This is a genomic window from Pseudomonas sp. St290, assembly GCF_018325805.1.
Classification (GTDB): domain Bacteria; phylum Pseudomonadota; class Gammaproteobacteria; order Pseudomonadales; family Pseudomonadaceae; genus Aquipseudomonas; species Aquipseudomonas bijieensis.
The window spans coordinates 2291480-2306615 of record NZ_AP014703.1; the positions used below are offsets into that span (position 1 = coordinate 2291480).

15 protein-coding genes are annotated in these 15136 nt (G+C 60.4%); 3 read left to right on the top strand and 12 right to left on the bottom strand.

Annotated features, from left to right (window positions below):
* Window positions 1-39: 39 nt before the first annotated feature.
* The 4 genes from PBDP_RS10085 to PBDP_RS10100 are packed head-to-tail and all read right to left on the bottom strand — an operon-like array spanning window position 40 to window position 3626.
* Window positions 40-792: an N-formylglutamate amidohydrolase gene (locus PBDP_RS10085; RefSeq protein ID WP_212802178.1), complete on the bottom strand. Its 753-nt coding sequence runs from the start codon at window positions 790-792 to the stop codon at window positions 40-42.
* Entirely contained in the window at window positions 776-2128 is a 1353-nt protein-coding gene (locus PBDP_RS10090; protein WP_212802179.1) for a type I glutamate--ammonia ligase, read from the bottom strand. Before PBDP_RS10090 ends, PBDP_RS10085 begins: the two co-directional genes overlap by 17 nt.
* Window positions 2125-2769 carry a cysteine hydrolase family protein gene (locus PBDP_RS10095; RefSeq protein WP_116831925.1) on the bottom strand — a complete coding sequence of 215 codons (645 nt, stop codon included), beginning with the start codon at window positions 2767-2769 and terminating at the stop codon, window positions 2125-2127. Before PBDP_RS10095 ends, PBDP_RS10090 begins: the two co-directional genes overlap by 4 nt.
* Before the next feature lie 2 nt (window positions 2770-2771).
* On the bottom strand, window positions 2772-3626 hold the full coding sequence (locus PBDP_RS10100) for a MurR/RpiR family transcriptional regulator (protein ID WP_109751686.1): 855 nt from the start codon (window positions 3624-3626) through the stop codon (window positions 2772-2774).
* Window positions 3627-3925: 299 nt separating this feature from the next.
* On the opposite strand from PBDP_RS10100, the gene PBDP_RS10105 reads away from it, so the two are divergent.
* Both PBDP_RS10105 and cobF read left to right on the top strand, forming a co-directional pair.
* Entirely contained in the window at window positions 3926-4495 is a 570-nt protein-coding gene (locus PBDP_RS10105) for a histidine phosphatase family protein (protein WP_163854557.1), read from the top strand.
* Between the two features lie 5 nt (window positions 4496-4500).
* Window positions 4501-5259 (top strand): precorrin-6A synthase (deacetylating), encoded by a 759-nt coding sequence (gene cobF / locus PBDP_RS10110; RefSeq protein ID WP_212802180.1) that lies wholly within the window; start codon window positions 4501-4503, stop codon window positions 5257-5259.
* A 168-nt stretch (window positions 5260-5427) separates the two neighbouring features.
* Here cobF and ftrA read toward each other — a convergent pair whose 3' ends face one another.
* Window positions 5428-6387, bottom strand: coding sequence for a transcriptional regulator FtrA (ftrA, locus tag PBDP_RS10115; RefSeq protein WP_109751689.1), 960 nt, complete (start codon window positions 6385-6387; stop codon window positions 5428-5430).
* A 101-nt stretch (window positions 6388-6488) separates the two neighbouring features.
* Here ftrA and PBDP_RS10120 point away from each other — a divergent pair, with 101 nt between their 5' ends.
* Window positions 6489-6923: a rhodanese-like domain-containing protein gene (locus PBDP_RS10120; protein ID WP_212802181.1), complete on the top strand. Its 435-nt coding sequence runs from the start codon at window positions 6489-6491 to the stop codon at window positions 6921-6923.
* 30 nt (window positions 6924-6953) lie between these two features.
* On the opposite strand, the gene PBDP_RS10125 is transcribed toward PBDP_RS10120, so the two are convergent.
* The 7 genes from PBDP_RS10125 to PBDP_RS10155 are packed head-to-tail and all read right to left on the bottom strand — an operon-like array spanning window position 6954 to window position 15111.
* Complete coding sequence (locus PBDP_RS10125) at window positions 6954-8207, bottom strand: cysteine desulfurase-like protein (protein ID WP_212802182.1); 1254 nt, start codon at window positions 8205-8207, stop codon at window positions 6954-6956.
* 34 nt (window positions 8208-8241) lie between these two features.
* Entirely contained in the window at window positions 8242-9654 is a 1413-nt protein-coding gene (gene cysS / locus PBDP_RS10130; RefSeq protein WP_249411846.1) for a cysteine--tRNA ligase, read from the bottom strand.
* Window positions 9655-9660: 6 nt separating this feature from the next.
* Entirely contained in the window at window positions 9661-10296 is a 636-nt protein-coding gene (gene yfcF / locus PBDP_RS10135) for a glutathione transferase (protein WP_116831932.1), read from the bottom strand.
* A 25-nt stretch (window positions 10297-10321) separates the two neighbouring features.
* Window positions 10322-11587: an ATP-grasp domain-containing protein gene (locus PBDP_RS10140; RefSeq protein ID WP_163854548.1), complete on the bottom strand. Its 1266-nt coding sequence runs from the start codon at window positions 11585-11587 to the stop codon at window positions 10322-10324.
* 8 nt (window positions 11588-11595) lie between these two features.
* Window positions 11596-12555, bottom strand: a complete 960-nt coding sequence (locus PBDP_RS10145) for an EamA family transporter (RefSeq protein WP_162893809.1) — start codon at window positions 12553-12555, stop codon at window positions 11596-11598.
* 26 nt (window positions 12556-12581) lie between these two features.
* Entirely contained in the window at window positions 12582-13502 is a 921-nt protein-coding gene (locus tag PBDP_RS10150; RefSeq protein WP_163854543.1) for a JmjC domain-containing protein, read from the bottom strand.
* 49 nt (window positions 13503-13551) lie between these two features.
* Window positions 13552-15111, bottom strand: coding sequence for a thioredoxin domain-containing protein (locus PBDP_RS10155; RefSeq protein WP_109751697.1), 1560 nt, complete (start codon window positions 15109-15111; stop codon window positions 13552-13554).
* Window positions 15112-15136 lie beyond the last annotated feature (25 nt).

Below are 15136 nucleotides of genomic sequence, written 5' to 3' on the forward strand. Positions count from 1 at the left end.
TTGCTTGCTGTCTGTCGCTGGGAGCCTGCCGCTGCCGCGCTACAGCAAGGGTGCCAGGTAGGCACTCCAGGTCCGTACCGCCTCGGGGCTGCGCAACAGGTCGTTGCGCACTTCGATCAATACCGAATCCAGGCCGCGTCCATCGCCGTGCACCGGGACCGTCATGTCGCTCAAGGGGTTGATCTTGTAGGGCTGGTTGCCCGCCGCCCGCAGTGAGTGCCGGCCCAGTCCGTCGACGATACGTTGGGCGTATTCCTTGGCTTCGCCGAACAGCACGCCCGCTTCCAGGGCGCGCGGTTGGCCATAGAACACCGGGGTGAAACTGTGGATGCCCACCACGCGCACCGGTCGCTTGGCGGTCAGACGCTGGTCGATCAACGCCCGCAATCGATCATGGAAGGGGTGGAACAGGCACTGCCGGCGATATTCGCGAGTGGCTTCGTTCAGGGCATGGTTGCCCGGGACCTGATAGATCTCGCTCTGGGCTGGAATGCTGTCCGGCACGTGCAGTGGGCGGTTGAGGTCGATCAGCAGCCGTGAATAGTTGGCCGACAGCAACGTTGCGCCGAGGGTTTCGGACAGGCGTTCGGCCAAGGCCAGGGCACCGATATCCCAGGCGATGTGCTCCTGGGACGCCGTTTCATCCAGACCCAGGTCATTCAGCGCACCGGGAATGAAGCGGCTGGCATGTTCGCACACCAGCAGCACCGGATGTTCGGACTCCTCCCGGGCCAGCCGGTAAGGTGGCTTGGTGTAGAGACCTGATTCAGCACATTCAATAGATTCGTGCATAGTGCTCACAACGCTCGGCAGATGACAGCGCCTGGGTCAAGGCCAGCTCCTGGGCCTTCAAGGCGAAGTAGGTTTCGACCAGCGGGCCGGGCAGGGTTTCGAGCAGCGCCCCGCTGTGGCGAAGGCAGTCCAGTGCCTCGGCCAGGGTTGTCGGCAAGGCGATAATGCCACGGGCACGACGTTGTGCTTCATCCAGCTCATCGGGTATTTCATCGGTGACAGCGTTCAACGCCAGTCGTTGCTGGATGCCCAGTCGCCCGGCGATCAACAGCGCTGCCATCGCCAGGTGCGGCGAGGCGCTGGCGTCCATGGCGCGGAACTCCAGGTTGTACTGGTTCGCCAGCGGTTTTCCACCCAGGCTCACGGTTGGGCAGATACGTAGCGCCGCTTCGCGGTTGCGCTGTCCCAGGCACGCATAGGATGCGCTCCAGTGATGCGGTTGCAGCCGCTCGTAGGACACTGGCGTCGGCGCGGTCAGCGCACACAGCGCCGGCAGGTAGTGCAGCACCCCGGCGGCCCAATGCTGGCCGAGGCTGGACAAGCCGTTGCTGCTGGCGGCGTCATGCAGCACCGGGTCTGCGCTCAGGTCTTGCAGGCTCAGGTGCAAATGCACGCCGTTGCACACGGCATGTTCCGAGGTCTTGGGGGCGAAGCTCACTTCCAGGCCCATTTGCCGGGCGATCTCGCGGGTGATTTCCCGTACGTTCACGGCTCGGTCGGCAGCAGCCACGCCCAAGGTCGGGCGGCAAGTGATCTCGTATTGCTGCTTGCCATATTCAGGTAGGAACATTTCCGGTTCGACGCCGCCAGCGCGCAGGGCGCTGAGCAACCACCCGGCGAACCCGGCCTGCTGGCGCTGGGCCTGGAGGCTGAAGGCCAGTCGATCAGGCTGCGCAGGCGTGGTCACCAGGTTGAATTCATGTTCGAACGCGGCGAAAACCTGCAAGCCCAGGTCGGCGCGATAACGCTCCACTTCGTCCTGCAGCAGCGTGCGCGGGCAGGCGCTCCAGCGGCGGCCATCGGTCTCCCGGATGTCGCAATGGATGAAGTCCAGGGCGGGCGCCTGGGCGTCGGGGCCGTTGTTGACGGTTACCCGGCTGGACAGGTCCGGCACCAGTCGCAGGTCGCCATAGGCGCCCCAGGGGTTGGTCGAAGCGATGATGTCCTGGGGCGTCAGCGCGCTGTTGGCCGGCACCCAGCCACAACCGGCGGTGACGTAGTGGGGCAATTCATCGCTGGGAAACGAGCGCCCACGGGTCACGCCGATCAGGTCGGTGGTCACCAGCGTCGTGACGGGCAACGGGGCGAGGACGCTAGCAGTATCGAGGCGGCTCACGGCTGCATCTCCTGCAAACGCGCGAGTACCGTGTCGGTATCGGTGATCCAGCAATAGCCTTTGATCGCGTTCAGGCATGCCAGGTGCCGTTGTTCGGTGTAAGTGGCGCAGGCATCTTCCACCAGCGTGACCAGGTAGCCGCGGTCGGCGGCGTCGCGCACGGCCATGTCGACGCACTGGTCGGTGACGATGCCGGCAACGATCAGGTGTCGGGTCTGCAGGTTGCGCAGCACGTAGTCGATGTTGGTGGAATTGAAAACCCCGGAGGAGGTCTTGGGCAGCACGATTTCGTTTTCCAGCGGCGCCAGTTCGGCAATGATCTGCGCCTCTGGGCTGCCCTTGGGCAGGTGCATGTCCGACAGCTTGTGGTCCAGGGAACGGTCGCGGCCATCGGCGGTGAGGCTTTCGATGTGGGTGTGCAACACGTTGTGCTGTGCTTTTCGCATCGCATTGAGCATGCGCTGCTGGTTGGGGATGACCTGCTGGCGCGCCCGATGGATGAAGTACTCGGCCTCCCGGGTGTGCAGGTGGGCATCGAATTGCGGTTCCAGCCAGGCGCGTTGCATGTCCACGAGCAGCAATGCAGTGTGGTCGCGAGTGAACGGCAAATCTCGAGGGGAGCGGTGGGGGAGCGAGAACATCCTTATTTTTCCTCCAACAGGTGCGTGTTGAATTCCGTGCGCAAGGCGTCGATGCCTTCCAGGCGTTCGGCCAGTTCGGGACATTGCAGGGTCAGGCAGGCGATCAGTGCCTCGACCTGGGCCAGCGCCGGCACCAGGCTGTCGAAGGCTGAGATCGATTCCACCGGGGCGCTGATGATCAGGTCGGCCAGCTCGCGCAAGGGCGAGGCATAGACGTCGCTGAACAGCACGACGCGGGCGTGGCGCTCCTTGGCCGCGCTGGCCACGCGCAGGGCTTGGGCCTGGTAGCGACGGTAATCGAAGATCAGCACCACGTCCTGGCGTTGCACGTCGAACAGCCGGTCGGGCAGTTGGGCGTTATCGTCCAGGGCGAAACAGCCAGCGCGCAGCAGACGCAAATGGTTGAGCAGATAGTGGGCCAGGAAGCTGCTGAAGCGCCCGCCGAAGCAATGCACCTGATGGCGGCTGTCGAGCAGCCACTGCACAAGAATGCGCACGTCTTCGGGTTGGGTCAGGGCCTGGGTGTCGATGAGCTTGCGTTGACTGGCGGCCAGGTACTGGCTCCAGGTATCGCCTTGCTGCAATTTGGCCCGCGGTTGCAACAGAGTGCGTGGGGAGCGCAGGCGATGGTCCATGTCACTGAGCAGAGCATCCTGGAATTCGGCATAACCGCCAAACCCGAGCTTTTTCACCAGCCGCACGATGGTCGGGTCGCTGACGCCGGCATGGTCTGCCAGGCGTGACATCGGACCGAGGCCGTTGCGTGGGTAGTGATCGAGCAGGGCACGTACGACCTTGCGTTCCGACGGCGTCAAAACCAGGCCGGGATCAGTGATCAGGTCTCTGAGGGGTGGCATCCGTGCTCCTTGCCGGGATGGGTGTTGAATTTCTTTCATAACTCCTGAAAACAGTATTTATGTAGCTGGTGCTACATGTCCAGCGGTTTTTACGTTCCGTTTAAAATGCTCCAGAATTGTGCGAAACCCCTGTAGGAGTTGGTCCTGACTGGGTAGACCAGGTATGTCAGCCGATGCTTCTGGTGATGTCGGATATAGCGCCTTTTTGTCTCGGTTATTTGATTTCGTATAAGGTGCTGTACAACTAAATGCATGAATATCCCGTCCATGCGCCCCTTCCGATTGCCTGAGTATCCAGCGTGCAAGCCACTCGACTGACCTTGATCTGCCACGCTCGCACCGTCGCCCAGAAGCAGGCGCGCTTCGGTCTGGACGAATCGTTGGACGCCGAATGGCTGGCGCGTTCAGCGCAGGTTGCCCAGCGCTACCGAAATGTCCGGCAACTGCTGTGCGGGCCGGAGTTGCGTACTCGTCAGACCGCCGCCTTGTTCGGCGACGAACCCCGGGTGGACCCGGCCCTGGTCGATTGCGATCTGGGACGCTGGCGCGGGCTGTCCATCGATGAGTTGCTCAAGGCTGAACCGCAAGCCGTGCAAACCTGGCTCGACGATGCCGAGGCGGCCCCCCACGGCGGTGAATCTGTCGCCCAGTTGTGTCGCCGCGTGGCTGATTGGCTGACCGACCTGGAAAACCGACCAGGACATCTGCTGGCCGTCACCCACCCCTTCGTCATACGTGCAGCCCTGGTGAATGTCCTGGGTTGCCCGGCCGCCACATTCAACCGGATCGACATCGAACCGTTGTCCACCCTCGAACTGCGTTTCAACGGCGTATGGCGATTGCGCACCCAGGGACCTGGCCAGGAGTAGCCACGATGAAGATGTTGTCAGTCATTGGCATTGGGGCCGGCGATCCGGAGCACTTGACGATCCAGGCAGTGAAAGCCTTGAACCGCTTGGACGTGGTCTTTCTCATGGACAAGGGCCCGGCCAAGGACAAACTGTTGGACCTGCGGCGTGAAATCTGTCGACGCTACATCGTTGATCGCACCTACCGTTTCGTCGAAGCCGACAGCCCGGAGCGCCAACGCGGCGACCTGGACTACGAGGACAGCGTCGAAGCGTTGAACCGGGCTAAACAGGCCACCTTCGAACGCTTGATCGGTGAAGAACTGTCCGACGGTCAGCGGGGTGGTTTTCTGGTGTGGGGCGATCCGGCGTTGTACGACAGTACCGTGCGCATCCTGCAGGCGATCCTCGATGCGGGCCGCTGCGTTTTCGAATTCGAGGTGATCCCCGGTATCACCAGTGTCCAGGCCCTTGCCGCCCGGCACAAAGTGCCGTTGAACAGCATTGGTGGTGCGCTGGAAATCACCACTGGACGCCGGTTGGCGGCAGGGCAGGTGGGTAATGCGGCGAGTATGGTGGTGATGCTCGATGCCGAGGACGCCTATCGCCAGGTGAGCGATCCCGATACGCAGATTTACTGGGGCGCCTATGTGGGCACGCCGGATGAAATCCTTATCGCCGGCCGACTGGGAGACGTGGCCGATGACATCGAACGCACCCGCAAGGCTGCGCGCGAGGCGAATGGGTGGATCATGGATACGTATTTGTTGCGCAAGCCCCAATGATGCTTGCCCATCAACCTGTGGCGAGGGGTATGTGGGAGCAAGGCTTGCCCGCGATACAGGCGATGAGGGCTTCAAGAAATCGAGGCGCTCATATCGCGAGCAAGCTCTGCTCCCACATATATTCGCTCGCCATGACAGCGTTCGACAATTCCATCACCAATGGGCTACTTACCCCCGCCCAAACCGCTCCCGATACACCGACGGCGCCAACCCCACGACGCTGCGAAACGCCACGCGAAAGCTTTCCACCGAGCGGTAGCCACACAGTTGTGCGATGTTGTCGGTGTTGTCCCCGGTGCTTTCCAGTAGCTCACGGGCCCGGGCCAGACGTTCATGTTGCAGCCAGGCCTTGGGCGACACGCCGCAGGCCTGGGTGAAATGGCGCAGGAAGGTGCGTTCGCTCATGGCCGCCTGGCTGGCCAGTTCGCGCACGCCGAGTGGTTCATGCAGGCGTTCGCGAGCCCATTGCATGACGCTCGACAGGTCGCTGCGTGGCGTGCGGCTGACCGGTGAGGGAATGAACTGGGCCTGGCCGCCCGTACGTTGCGGCGACATCACCAATCGGCGCGCCACGGAGTTGGCGACCTGGACACCATAGTCCCGTGCCACCAGGTGCAGGCAGGCATCGATACCGGCGGCGCTGCCCGCCGAGGTGATGACCTGTCCTGAATCCACATACAGCACATCCGGGTCTACCCGCACGGCGGGAAAGCTTGCGGCCAGTTCGTCGGTGTAGCGCCAATGCGTCGTGGCGCCCAGGCCATCGAGCAGCCCGGCGGCGGCGAGTACGAAGGCCCCGGAGCAGATCGACAGCAGGCGCGCACCACGGGCGTGGGCCCTGCGCAGCGCCTCGAGCAACGCCGGGGACGGTGGCTCGCTGCGGCTGCGCCAACCTGGCACGACAATGGTCCGAGCGGTTTCGAGCAGTTCCATGCCGCCATCGGCCAATACCTGGAAGCCGCCCATGGCGCGCATCGGCCCTTCATCGACCGCGACGATCCGATGCGCGTACCAGGGGAAATCGAATTCCGGTCGCTCCAATCCGAAGATCTCGACGGCAACACCGAATTCGAAAGTGCACAGGCCGTCGTAGGCGAGGATCGCGACCAGACCAGGAGTAGGCTGCATTTGGCGGAAAATTCCCACAGAGTGTCTTGTGCGCCACTGTAGCGGTAAGCACCAGGGGGATAAAGTCTCTTCATGCCTTATCTATCCTGGAGTACACACCCATGACCAGCCTGGTTCGCGAAGTGCCTGCTGCCCCGTCCGATATCGCCCTGCAGCATTTCAGTAGTCGCCTGACATTCGAAACGGATTGTTCCGACGTTCATGCCAGCCAACAGGTCGGCAACGTTGATTTTGTGTTGGTGGACGTACGCGGACCACTGGCCTACGAGCGCGGCCATGTACCCGGGGCGATCAACCTGCCAACTCGCACGATCACCGCCCAGGCACTGGCCGCCTACGCCAAGACCACCCTGTTCGTGGTGTATTGCGCCGGCCCCCATTGCAATGGCGCGAACAAGGCGGCGGTGCGTCTGGCAACCTTGGGTTACCCGGTCAAGGAAATGATCGGCGGCGTCATGGGCTGGCTCGATGAAGGCTTTCGCCTGACCGGCTCAGTGGAGCGCGTGGCGGACCAGGTCATTCGCTGCGATTGCTGAGGCAGGCCGATCCGCTGTCCGGTGGCTTGCTCAGGGCATGATTCGAACGAGGTCATCCATTGCCGACAGGAAACGATGAACGTCGTCTTCAGAGGTGTACTGCGCAAGGCTGATCCTGGCCACGCCGTCATGCTCGTCAATGCCCAGGGCGCGAACGGTCTGCGGGCTGAAATGATGACCATGCCAGAGACGAATGCCTTGTTCGGCCATGTGCCGGGAAATCATTTCGCTGGGTGTCGACTCCAGGGTAAAGGAGACCGTCGGCACCCGGCGCTCCCGTTCATGTGACGTTCGGTAGCCGTGGATATGAACACCCTTGAGGCTGCTCAATCCTTCCAGGGCTGACTGCACCAGCCGCTGCTCGTATTCGACGATGGCGTGCATCCCCGCGACAATCTGCTGTCGCTTGCCAGTCTGCTCGCCGCACGCTCCGAACTCGCGACCGATCCATGCCAGATGATCGATGGCCCCCAGGATTCCGGCGATCGCCTCTCGGCTCTTGCTCCCGGTTTCGAATTTATAAGGCGGCTTATCGGCAGTGGGGCGAGGTTTGTAGGGCATGAGCCTTTCGAGCAACGCCAGGCGACCCCAGAGGATTGCGTGATGGGGGCCGTGGAGTTTGTGCGAGGAACACACCAGGAAGTCACACCCCAGGGTCTGCACATCGATCACCCCATGGGGGGCGAACTGAACCGCATCGACATAGACCATTGCGCCTTTGCGCTTGGCCAGTGCGGCAACCGCGGCGACATCATTGATCGTGCCGGTGACGTTGTTCGCATAGCTCAACGCGACGACCTTGGTACGTTCCGTAATGATCGACTCCATGTCGGCGGTGCTGAAACCGTAGGTAAGGGGATCGAACGGCAGCCAGCGAATTTTCAGTTCCAGGTCTTTCGCCAATTCGAGCCAGGGCGAAATATTGGCTTCATGATCTGACTGGGTCAGGACAATCTCGTCGCCTTTGCCAAGGCTTCGGCCGAGGCAACGGGAGAGATGAAACGTCAGCGTCGTCATGTTCTGGCCGAACACGATTTCCTCGGCACAGTGGGCATTGACCAGTGCGGCTGCTGCGCACCGTGCCTGGCCGATGGCTTTTTCTGCAATGACCGATGTCGAGAAATGGCCGCCCAGGTTGGCATTGTTTTCAATCGCCGCCTCGACGCTCGCCTCCAGGGCGCGCTTGCACATCTGGGTCCCGGCGGCGCTGTCGAGAAACACGCTATTGCTCGCCGATGCCAGGGAGAAAATCGGAAACTGTTGCCTGATACGCTCGATATTCAAACTGTCGTTCCTTCGTGGTGGCGACTGAGGCCGTTCAGGCCTTCAGGTCGCTGAGGCTGATGCCCTGGGCCAGCAGCAAATCCCTGATTCGATCGGATTCCGCCCAGTTCCTTTCGTTACGGGCAACCTTACGCGCCGCGATCAAGTCGCTTTGTTCCGATGTCAGGTGGGTGGCCTGAGTGTCGAATAAACCGATGTCCAGCACCGCATTGAAACTGCGTAGCAGGTCGATGCGTTCCGACTCAGTCAGTTCATTGGACTTGATCACCCACCAGAACTCAGCCATGGCGCTTGGCGTGTGCAGGTCCTTTTCGAGCGCAGCGAAGAACCTTCGATAGGACGCGGCATGCAGTGCTGAAAAAGCTTCGCCGGGAGGGCTGTTGTTCTCCAGGGCACTGCTGATCCGTCGCCGAGCTTTTTGCAATGCCGTGGCGACGTCATCCAGGGCCTCCCATGAAAAAGCCAGGGCGCTGCGATAATGCGAGCCCAGGACCAGCAACCGGAACGCGCAGGGGTCGTAGCCTCTGTCGACCAGCGAGTCCACAGTGAGGAATTCCCCGCTGGACTTGGACATTTTCTCTGCCTCCACGTTGAGAAACTCGCAGTGGAACCAGTAGTTGACCCAACGGTGACCGAAGCAGCATTCCGATTGCGCGATCTCGTTGGAATGGTGGACGTTGATATGATCGATACCACCGCAATGGATATCGATCCTTTCACCCAGGTACTTGCTTGCCATGGCTGAGCACTCGATATGCCAGCCGGGAAATCCCAGGCCCCAGGGAGATTCCCACTTCATGATCTGACCAGGAAACTTCGAGGTCGAAAACCATAAGGCGAAGTCCGCTTGCGACCGCTTCAATGGATCGTGACTGACACGCTCAGTGGCTCTTTGCTCGTCCAGCACCAGCTGTCCAAGTTCATGATAGGCAGGAAATTTTTCCACGCTGAAATAGACATTGCCGGCACTTTCATAGGCCACGCCTTTTTCCAGCAAGCGTTCGATCAGCGTGATGATTTCGGGAATATGCTGCGTCGCCCGGCAGACCACGTCAGGCCGAGTGATATTCAACAGGCCGCAGTGACGAAAAAACGCTTCTTCGTAGAATTGAGCGACCTGCCAGGGGGTCTTGTTCTCGCGAGCGGCACCCACCATCAATTTGTCATGGCCGGCGTCGGCGTCGGATTGCAGGTGCCCGACATCCGTGATGTTCATGACGTGCTTTACCACCAGCCCTTGATGACGCAGGGTCTTGGCCAGGACATCTTCGAAGATGTATGTGCGCATATTCCCGATGTGCGCATAGTGGTAGACCGTGGGGCCGCAGGCATAGAGGCCTACATGGTTTTCAACGATCGGAATAAAGGGGACGACAGTCCTTCCAAGTGTATTGAATAGTTCCATTGCCAACTCTTGCGTTGAGGGGGCATTGATGCCCCGGGCCAACCGGGCTCAGCGCCCGGAGGAAGTCGTATTGCCCTGTCGGTCGAGATCCAGCCATTGATGGACACTCTCGCGATCCCACGCCCGAAGCGCATAATGCTTCAACGTCTCGGGAACCGGGTCGCCGTTGTAGATGAGCCTGTTCAACATGCCGGCGGCATCGACGTCGGCGATGCTCCAATCGTCGAAAAGAAACGATCTCCCGTCCCGAAGGCTATGGGACAAGGTCTCGACCAGCCGCCGGGCATCGGCCATCGCCAATGGCCCCAGCGGTTCCTGCGACGGTGCGATGAAGATGGTCTCCGTGGGCCGGTTGCCGCGCAGGTTGAAGAAGTCGCTCCTCAGCCAGGCCTGGACCTGCCGGGCTTGGGCGCGGGCCTGAACGTCAACCGGGAACAAGCGGGCGCCCGGCGCAATGTCGTTCAGGTATTCGGCGATGGCGGACGATTCAGCCAGCGAAAACGTCCCGTCCACCAGCGTCGGAACGCGGTGGGTGAGCGAGATCCCGGTAAATGGCGGCCGCTGGTGATCGCCTTGGGAGAGGTCGAGGTAGTGCAGGTCAAAATCGAACCGGCACTCCTTGAGCGCTACGAACGCGCACATGGCAAAGGGCGACGTGCATTGATGATCCACATATAGCTTCATTGAGTCCGCTCCATCCCGATCAAAGTCAGCAGGCTTGCGCGACAGCTTCCTGGCTGAGTTGCACGTCGAAAAAGCCGGTGGCCTCGGCTTCCTTTTCCCGGATCCACAGGTAATCGGCATAGGTAACCGCAGGGTCTTCGTGAACCAGATAGATAAAGCCGTAGTTCGTCGAGATGCCGATGGTAGGCGCGACGCTGTCGCCAATTTCAGGGGCCCTGATCATCTTGAAGAAACTTGGCCTGGCGCTCAGTTCATCGAGCCAACGGCGATGGATCACCTGGCCGGCGACGCTGTTGATCATCCCGATGACTTCGCACGTCGCGTTCGATCGGTTGACTTTATCCAGCATCGAATAGAACACCTCGGGATCGGCATAGCAGGCCGCGCAGAGATTGACGGCGTTGACGCCGCGCACGCGAGTCATCGCGCTGAGCTCCTGGGTCCCCATCATCCGGGCTGCCCACTCGATCAGCATCGGTCCGTTGGCCGTCACCATTACTTCCAGGAACGAGGGGCCGATGTTGACGCCGAATGCATCCAGGCACTGGTGAACATAAGCGATGATGGGAGCCGCTTCTTCCGAGAGCAGGTCGATCAGCACCTCACGATCGTTGACCACCCCGGCGCCTGGAACGGGCTTGCGATTGTCGCGCCAGATCTCGAAGACGAAATGTTCACCGTCGCGGGAAACAGCCTGTACCAGGTACTGCTGGCCAGCCAGGTATTCCATCGCCAGCAGCGTGTCGTTGATGAGCCCCATTTCGTTGAGTCGGCCCAGCTCCTTGTCCACCGCGTGACGCACCTGCACCATCTCGTAGCAGAAATGAATACCGTCCGCCCCGGCGCTGTTGACCGGCTTAATGACCACCGGCCAGCCGTCAATCGTCTCGATCGCGGCCTCGACCTCACTCATCTGATGAATCAAGGCGACCCGTGCCGCCGGGATATCCATCTGATGCAGCCGCTTGGCCATGTGCCATTTATCCCGGCGGCAGGCTGACAGCGCCGTGCCGTTGCCAGGCGTGCCCATCAACTCGCTGAGCTGGTCGGCCAGCTCAACGCCGGACTCGCATCCGGGAATGATGAACGCCGGTTCGAATTCAGCCAATTTGTCCGTCAGCGCCTTGAGATCTTGCGTCGCGACAAACCGCTGCTGGAAATCCTCTGGCCTGTAGCTGTCCACGTCATATTCGAGAATTTCGGCGGATGTCTGCACATGGATGCAGGTTATTCCATACAACTTGAGTTCGTCCGCAAGGCTTGCCCCGGTCGAATAGGCATCGACGATCACCGCGTATTTCATGTTCTAACTCCTTCGACTGAAAGGCGACTAAGGTGGCAATAGCCGTTGTAGGTTGCGGCCAGGCAGATCAGGGCCACTCCCGCGAAACTGAACACTGAAAAGGCCAGTCTCGAATCAACGGTTTGAAAAATGATGGTGAACAAGGGAGCGGCCGCCAGGATGGCTTCCGTGGTGACGGGTTCGCAGCGCTTTATCCCTTCCTGCAGCAATAACAAGGGCAGGATCACGCCGACGAACGCCAGCAGGACCAAGGCGTCGAGATGATCGATGACGGCGGCGATCTCGCTCAGGTTCAAAGAGGTGTAGATGCCGGTAACCGCCAGCAAGAGATAGAACCGATGGGCATAGAGATAGTGACTCGACGCCCCGTGATCCGCGACGACCTTCGAGAGAATGCTGGTCAATGCCATCGCGACACCGCACACGAGCATCATCAGGTAGCCCAGCAGCACCTGGTTGCTGTCGAACTCATCCCTGACGGCGGTGCGTCCGTCCATCGAGACCCACCCCAGGTAGACGCTGGCCAGTGCGATGACAAGGGCGGCTATATAGTCGGCCCGGATCATGATCGCGGTCGGACGCAACAGCTTGTTCAGCACGAGCGTCGAAATTATCCCGACCCCGCCCACCAGCGCACTGACGATGGCCGGCTCCACCCATTTCAATGCCAGCAGAAAGGAGATCCAGAGTGCGGCGGAGCTGACGTTCAACATCAGCAGGCAACGTCGGATGGAGGCCTTTTTTTCCGGATTCGAAAGCAGGGCAGGCGTCGAGCGTTTCCGGGCCATGTAGCCGAGAAAGAACACAGGCCAGGCGACGGCGAATAACACGAATGTCGCGATGACACTGTCGAGGCGTTGCAGCAGGATCCCGAAATACACCTCCTTGAGCCCATCGATCACGTTGACAAGCATCAACGCCGTGATCCCCACAAACAGAGCTTGTGCAGTGCGCATGGTACGGATTCCAATCAAGAAAGCGGTCATAGGGAGGTAAGTGTGCGAATGTTCCCTTTCCTCGATTGCTTGTAGCGTTGGAGCAGCGCTTCTGCCGGCAATGTCCTGGACAACTTCGCGACTTCGTCCAGGCCGCTCTGTATATCGCCCAGGATGCGCTGGAGTGCAGACTCCGACAGCGTATCGAGCGGGTGAGCCCTGAGTCGTTCGTCCCCATGCAAACGGTCCAGCAGTGCATAGGTAATGATGTCGGCAACAGTCGGCGGGTTGATCACGAAACCGATGGAAAAGGACTCTTCGTGGGCCACCGTGGCATGCCAATAACCTCGGGGCATGAACGTCGTGGTGCCGGGCTTGACCAGCCGCTCCTCGTGGCCTTCGGGCATCGTCAGCGGCAATTTGGCGCCGGTGTAGGGATGCGTACCTTCCTGGTAGAAGCGGTTCGGGTTATTCGGGAAAAATGGATAGATGGGATCTGGTAGCGAAGTGTTTTCGGCGAACCTCCAGGTCTTCTCGCCCTTGATCTGGATCATGAAGTTGGTTTCATGATCGAAGTGCGTCGCCACTTCCACGCCATGGTTGGCCGCGAACGCCTCGCAGCTGACATAGTGCCTTGGGATGTCGAGTATCTTCGCCAGTTCATCGCAGGCCAGGGATATCGCCGGGAGCGCTTCCAGATCCTTCATATAGACCATCGCGGCGCCATCGTTGTACGGAGCGAGGGCATCGGCGGACCTGGCCACGGTAATACGCTTGCCACCTGCAAAGAGCAGGTCGACGGGCCCAGGCAGCGCATTGAACAGCTTTCGAATGTCCTGGAATTCTTCCAGGGCCGACAATTGCGTAAAGCGGCTCATTGCACCGTCGGCGACGTATGAGCGCTTGGGCCAGCACGTGTCGAGGAACACCTCGGTTTGGTCGCCAAACATCTGCTGCAGAATATTCATCACGCATTCCATCCTTGAAGCGGCGCGCATTGCGCGCCGCATTTTTTCATTACACGGCCGCGGCTACTGGCTGAGTATTCGACGTGGCGTAGGAGGCGTTTTCCCGCTTGTAGAGGTAGCCCTCGTAGACGCGGGCAAGCTCATCGCTGCGGGTTTTCAGTTGGCTGGCGGCGCTGGCGAAAAGCGCTTGCTGCTCGTCTCGCGACAGGCCCACCATTTCACCCTCGGCGCGACCCAGTGCGTTGAACAGGAGCTTGGCGAGCAGTTCGGTTTCCGATCGTTCATGGCCGATTCGCTGGCAAATGGTTTCGACGACCGCGGCATGATCGTGGAAGTGCCAACCCAGTCGGCAAAGACGGAATTTCACCGAGACAGGCGAGTCTTCCCACCAGTTCAGCGAGGCGTCGAGTTCGGCGTCGGTGATCCCGGAGAACTCCTCCACCAGCTGTTGGTGGCGTTTTTCCCAGAGGGTCAGCAACGACTGGATGCTGCCGAAGTTGTAGGGGGCCGGGCCATGTATCTTCCAGTTGAGCAACGCCGGGCTGACGTCCTGGGAGTGGCGGATGCCCGTCCGGCTGGCTTCCAGGGTAGAACGGATAGCAGGGGAGTGCGCCCAGAACTCGGCCATGACGCAGTGGACGATGTTGTTGCGAATTGTCCGCTGCTTGCCGAGGGTGTAATTCTGATGCAGGTGCTGCTGATCGTATTCGGACCCCTTGAGACCGATGAGGCTGGCTTGCAGGTCTCGGAAGGAAATCTGCCAGTCCCGGATGATCATTTGCGCACGGGTCAACCCGCGGCCTTGTGCCGCGCGCTTGTGCGCCGTTTCGGTCGCGACATCCAGCAGCATCTGGTAGATGCCCAGGCACAACTCACGCAGGCAGTCAGTGTAATGGGCCCAGCCGCCTTCGCCCTGGACGCCCGGCCAGTCGGCCATCAGTTCATGGTCCGGCACCTGGATCAGCGTATTGCAGAAGCGGCGCACTTCGCGGGCAATGGCTGTCTGCGCGATGCCATCTTCGGACAAGCTGTCTTCAGGGTATTGTCCACGGGCCTGCACGATAGGCAGCCAATACGCCGCTTCCCGCACCGCCACGCTGGCCGTACTGCTGGCGTTCAGCGCCTTTCGCAATTTCGATTCGGCGATGGAATAGTTGAAGCTGGCCATGGCCTGCTTGGCCAGGCCTACCGAGAGTTGGGAAACGGTTTCGCTGGCATCGATATCACCCTCGACGTCGTGATGCACACGGCAGTACCCCAGGTCGAGTCGGGTATGGAGCGGAGCACCGAGGAATTTATGGTAGATGTCACCGTCGCTGGAAATGAGTTGGAGAACCGGCGACATGATGAAGATGTGGCTCCCGACCAACTCGGAGATGCGTGGATCGGGTTGGGAGTTCTCTACTTCAACCCACACCGGAATCGTTGACTCATTGACCGCACCGATAAGCTGGGGGTCGTTGAAAACGCTGTCCACCAAGCGATTACAGCCATTACAGGACTGGCTATGGAAATAAATCAGTATCGGCTTGCCAGTCGATTTGGATTGCTCAATGGCGTGGACGTAGGACGTATGGTGGACCCAGTCAATCTTGTTGGTTTCGCTCATTTCTATGCTTCCATTCACGGTGGTT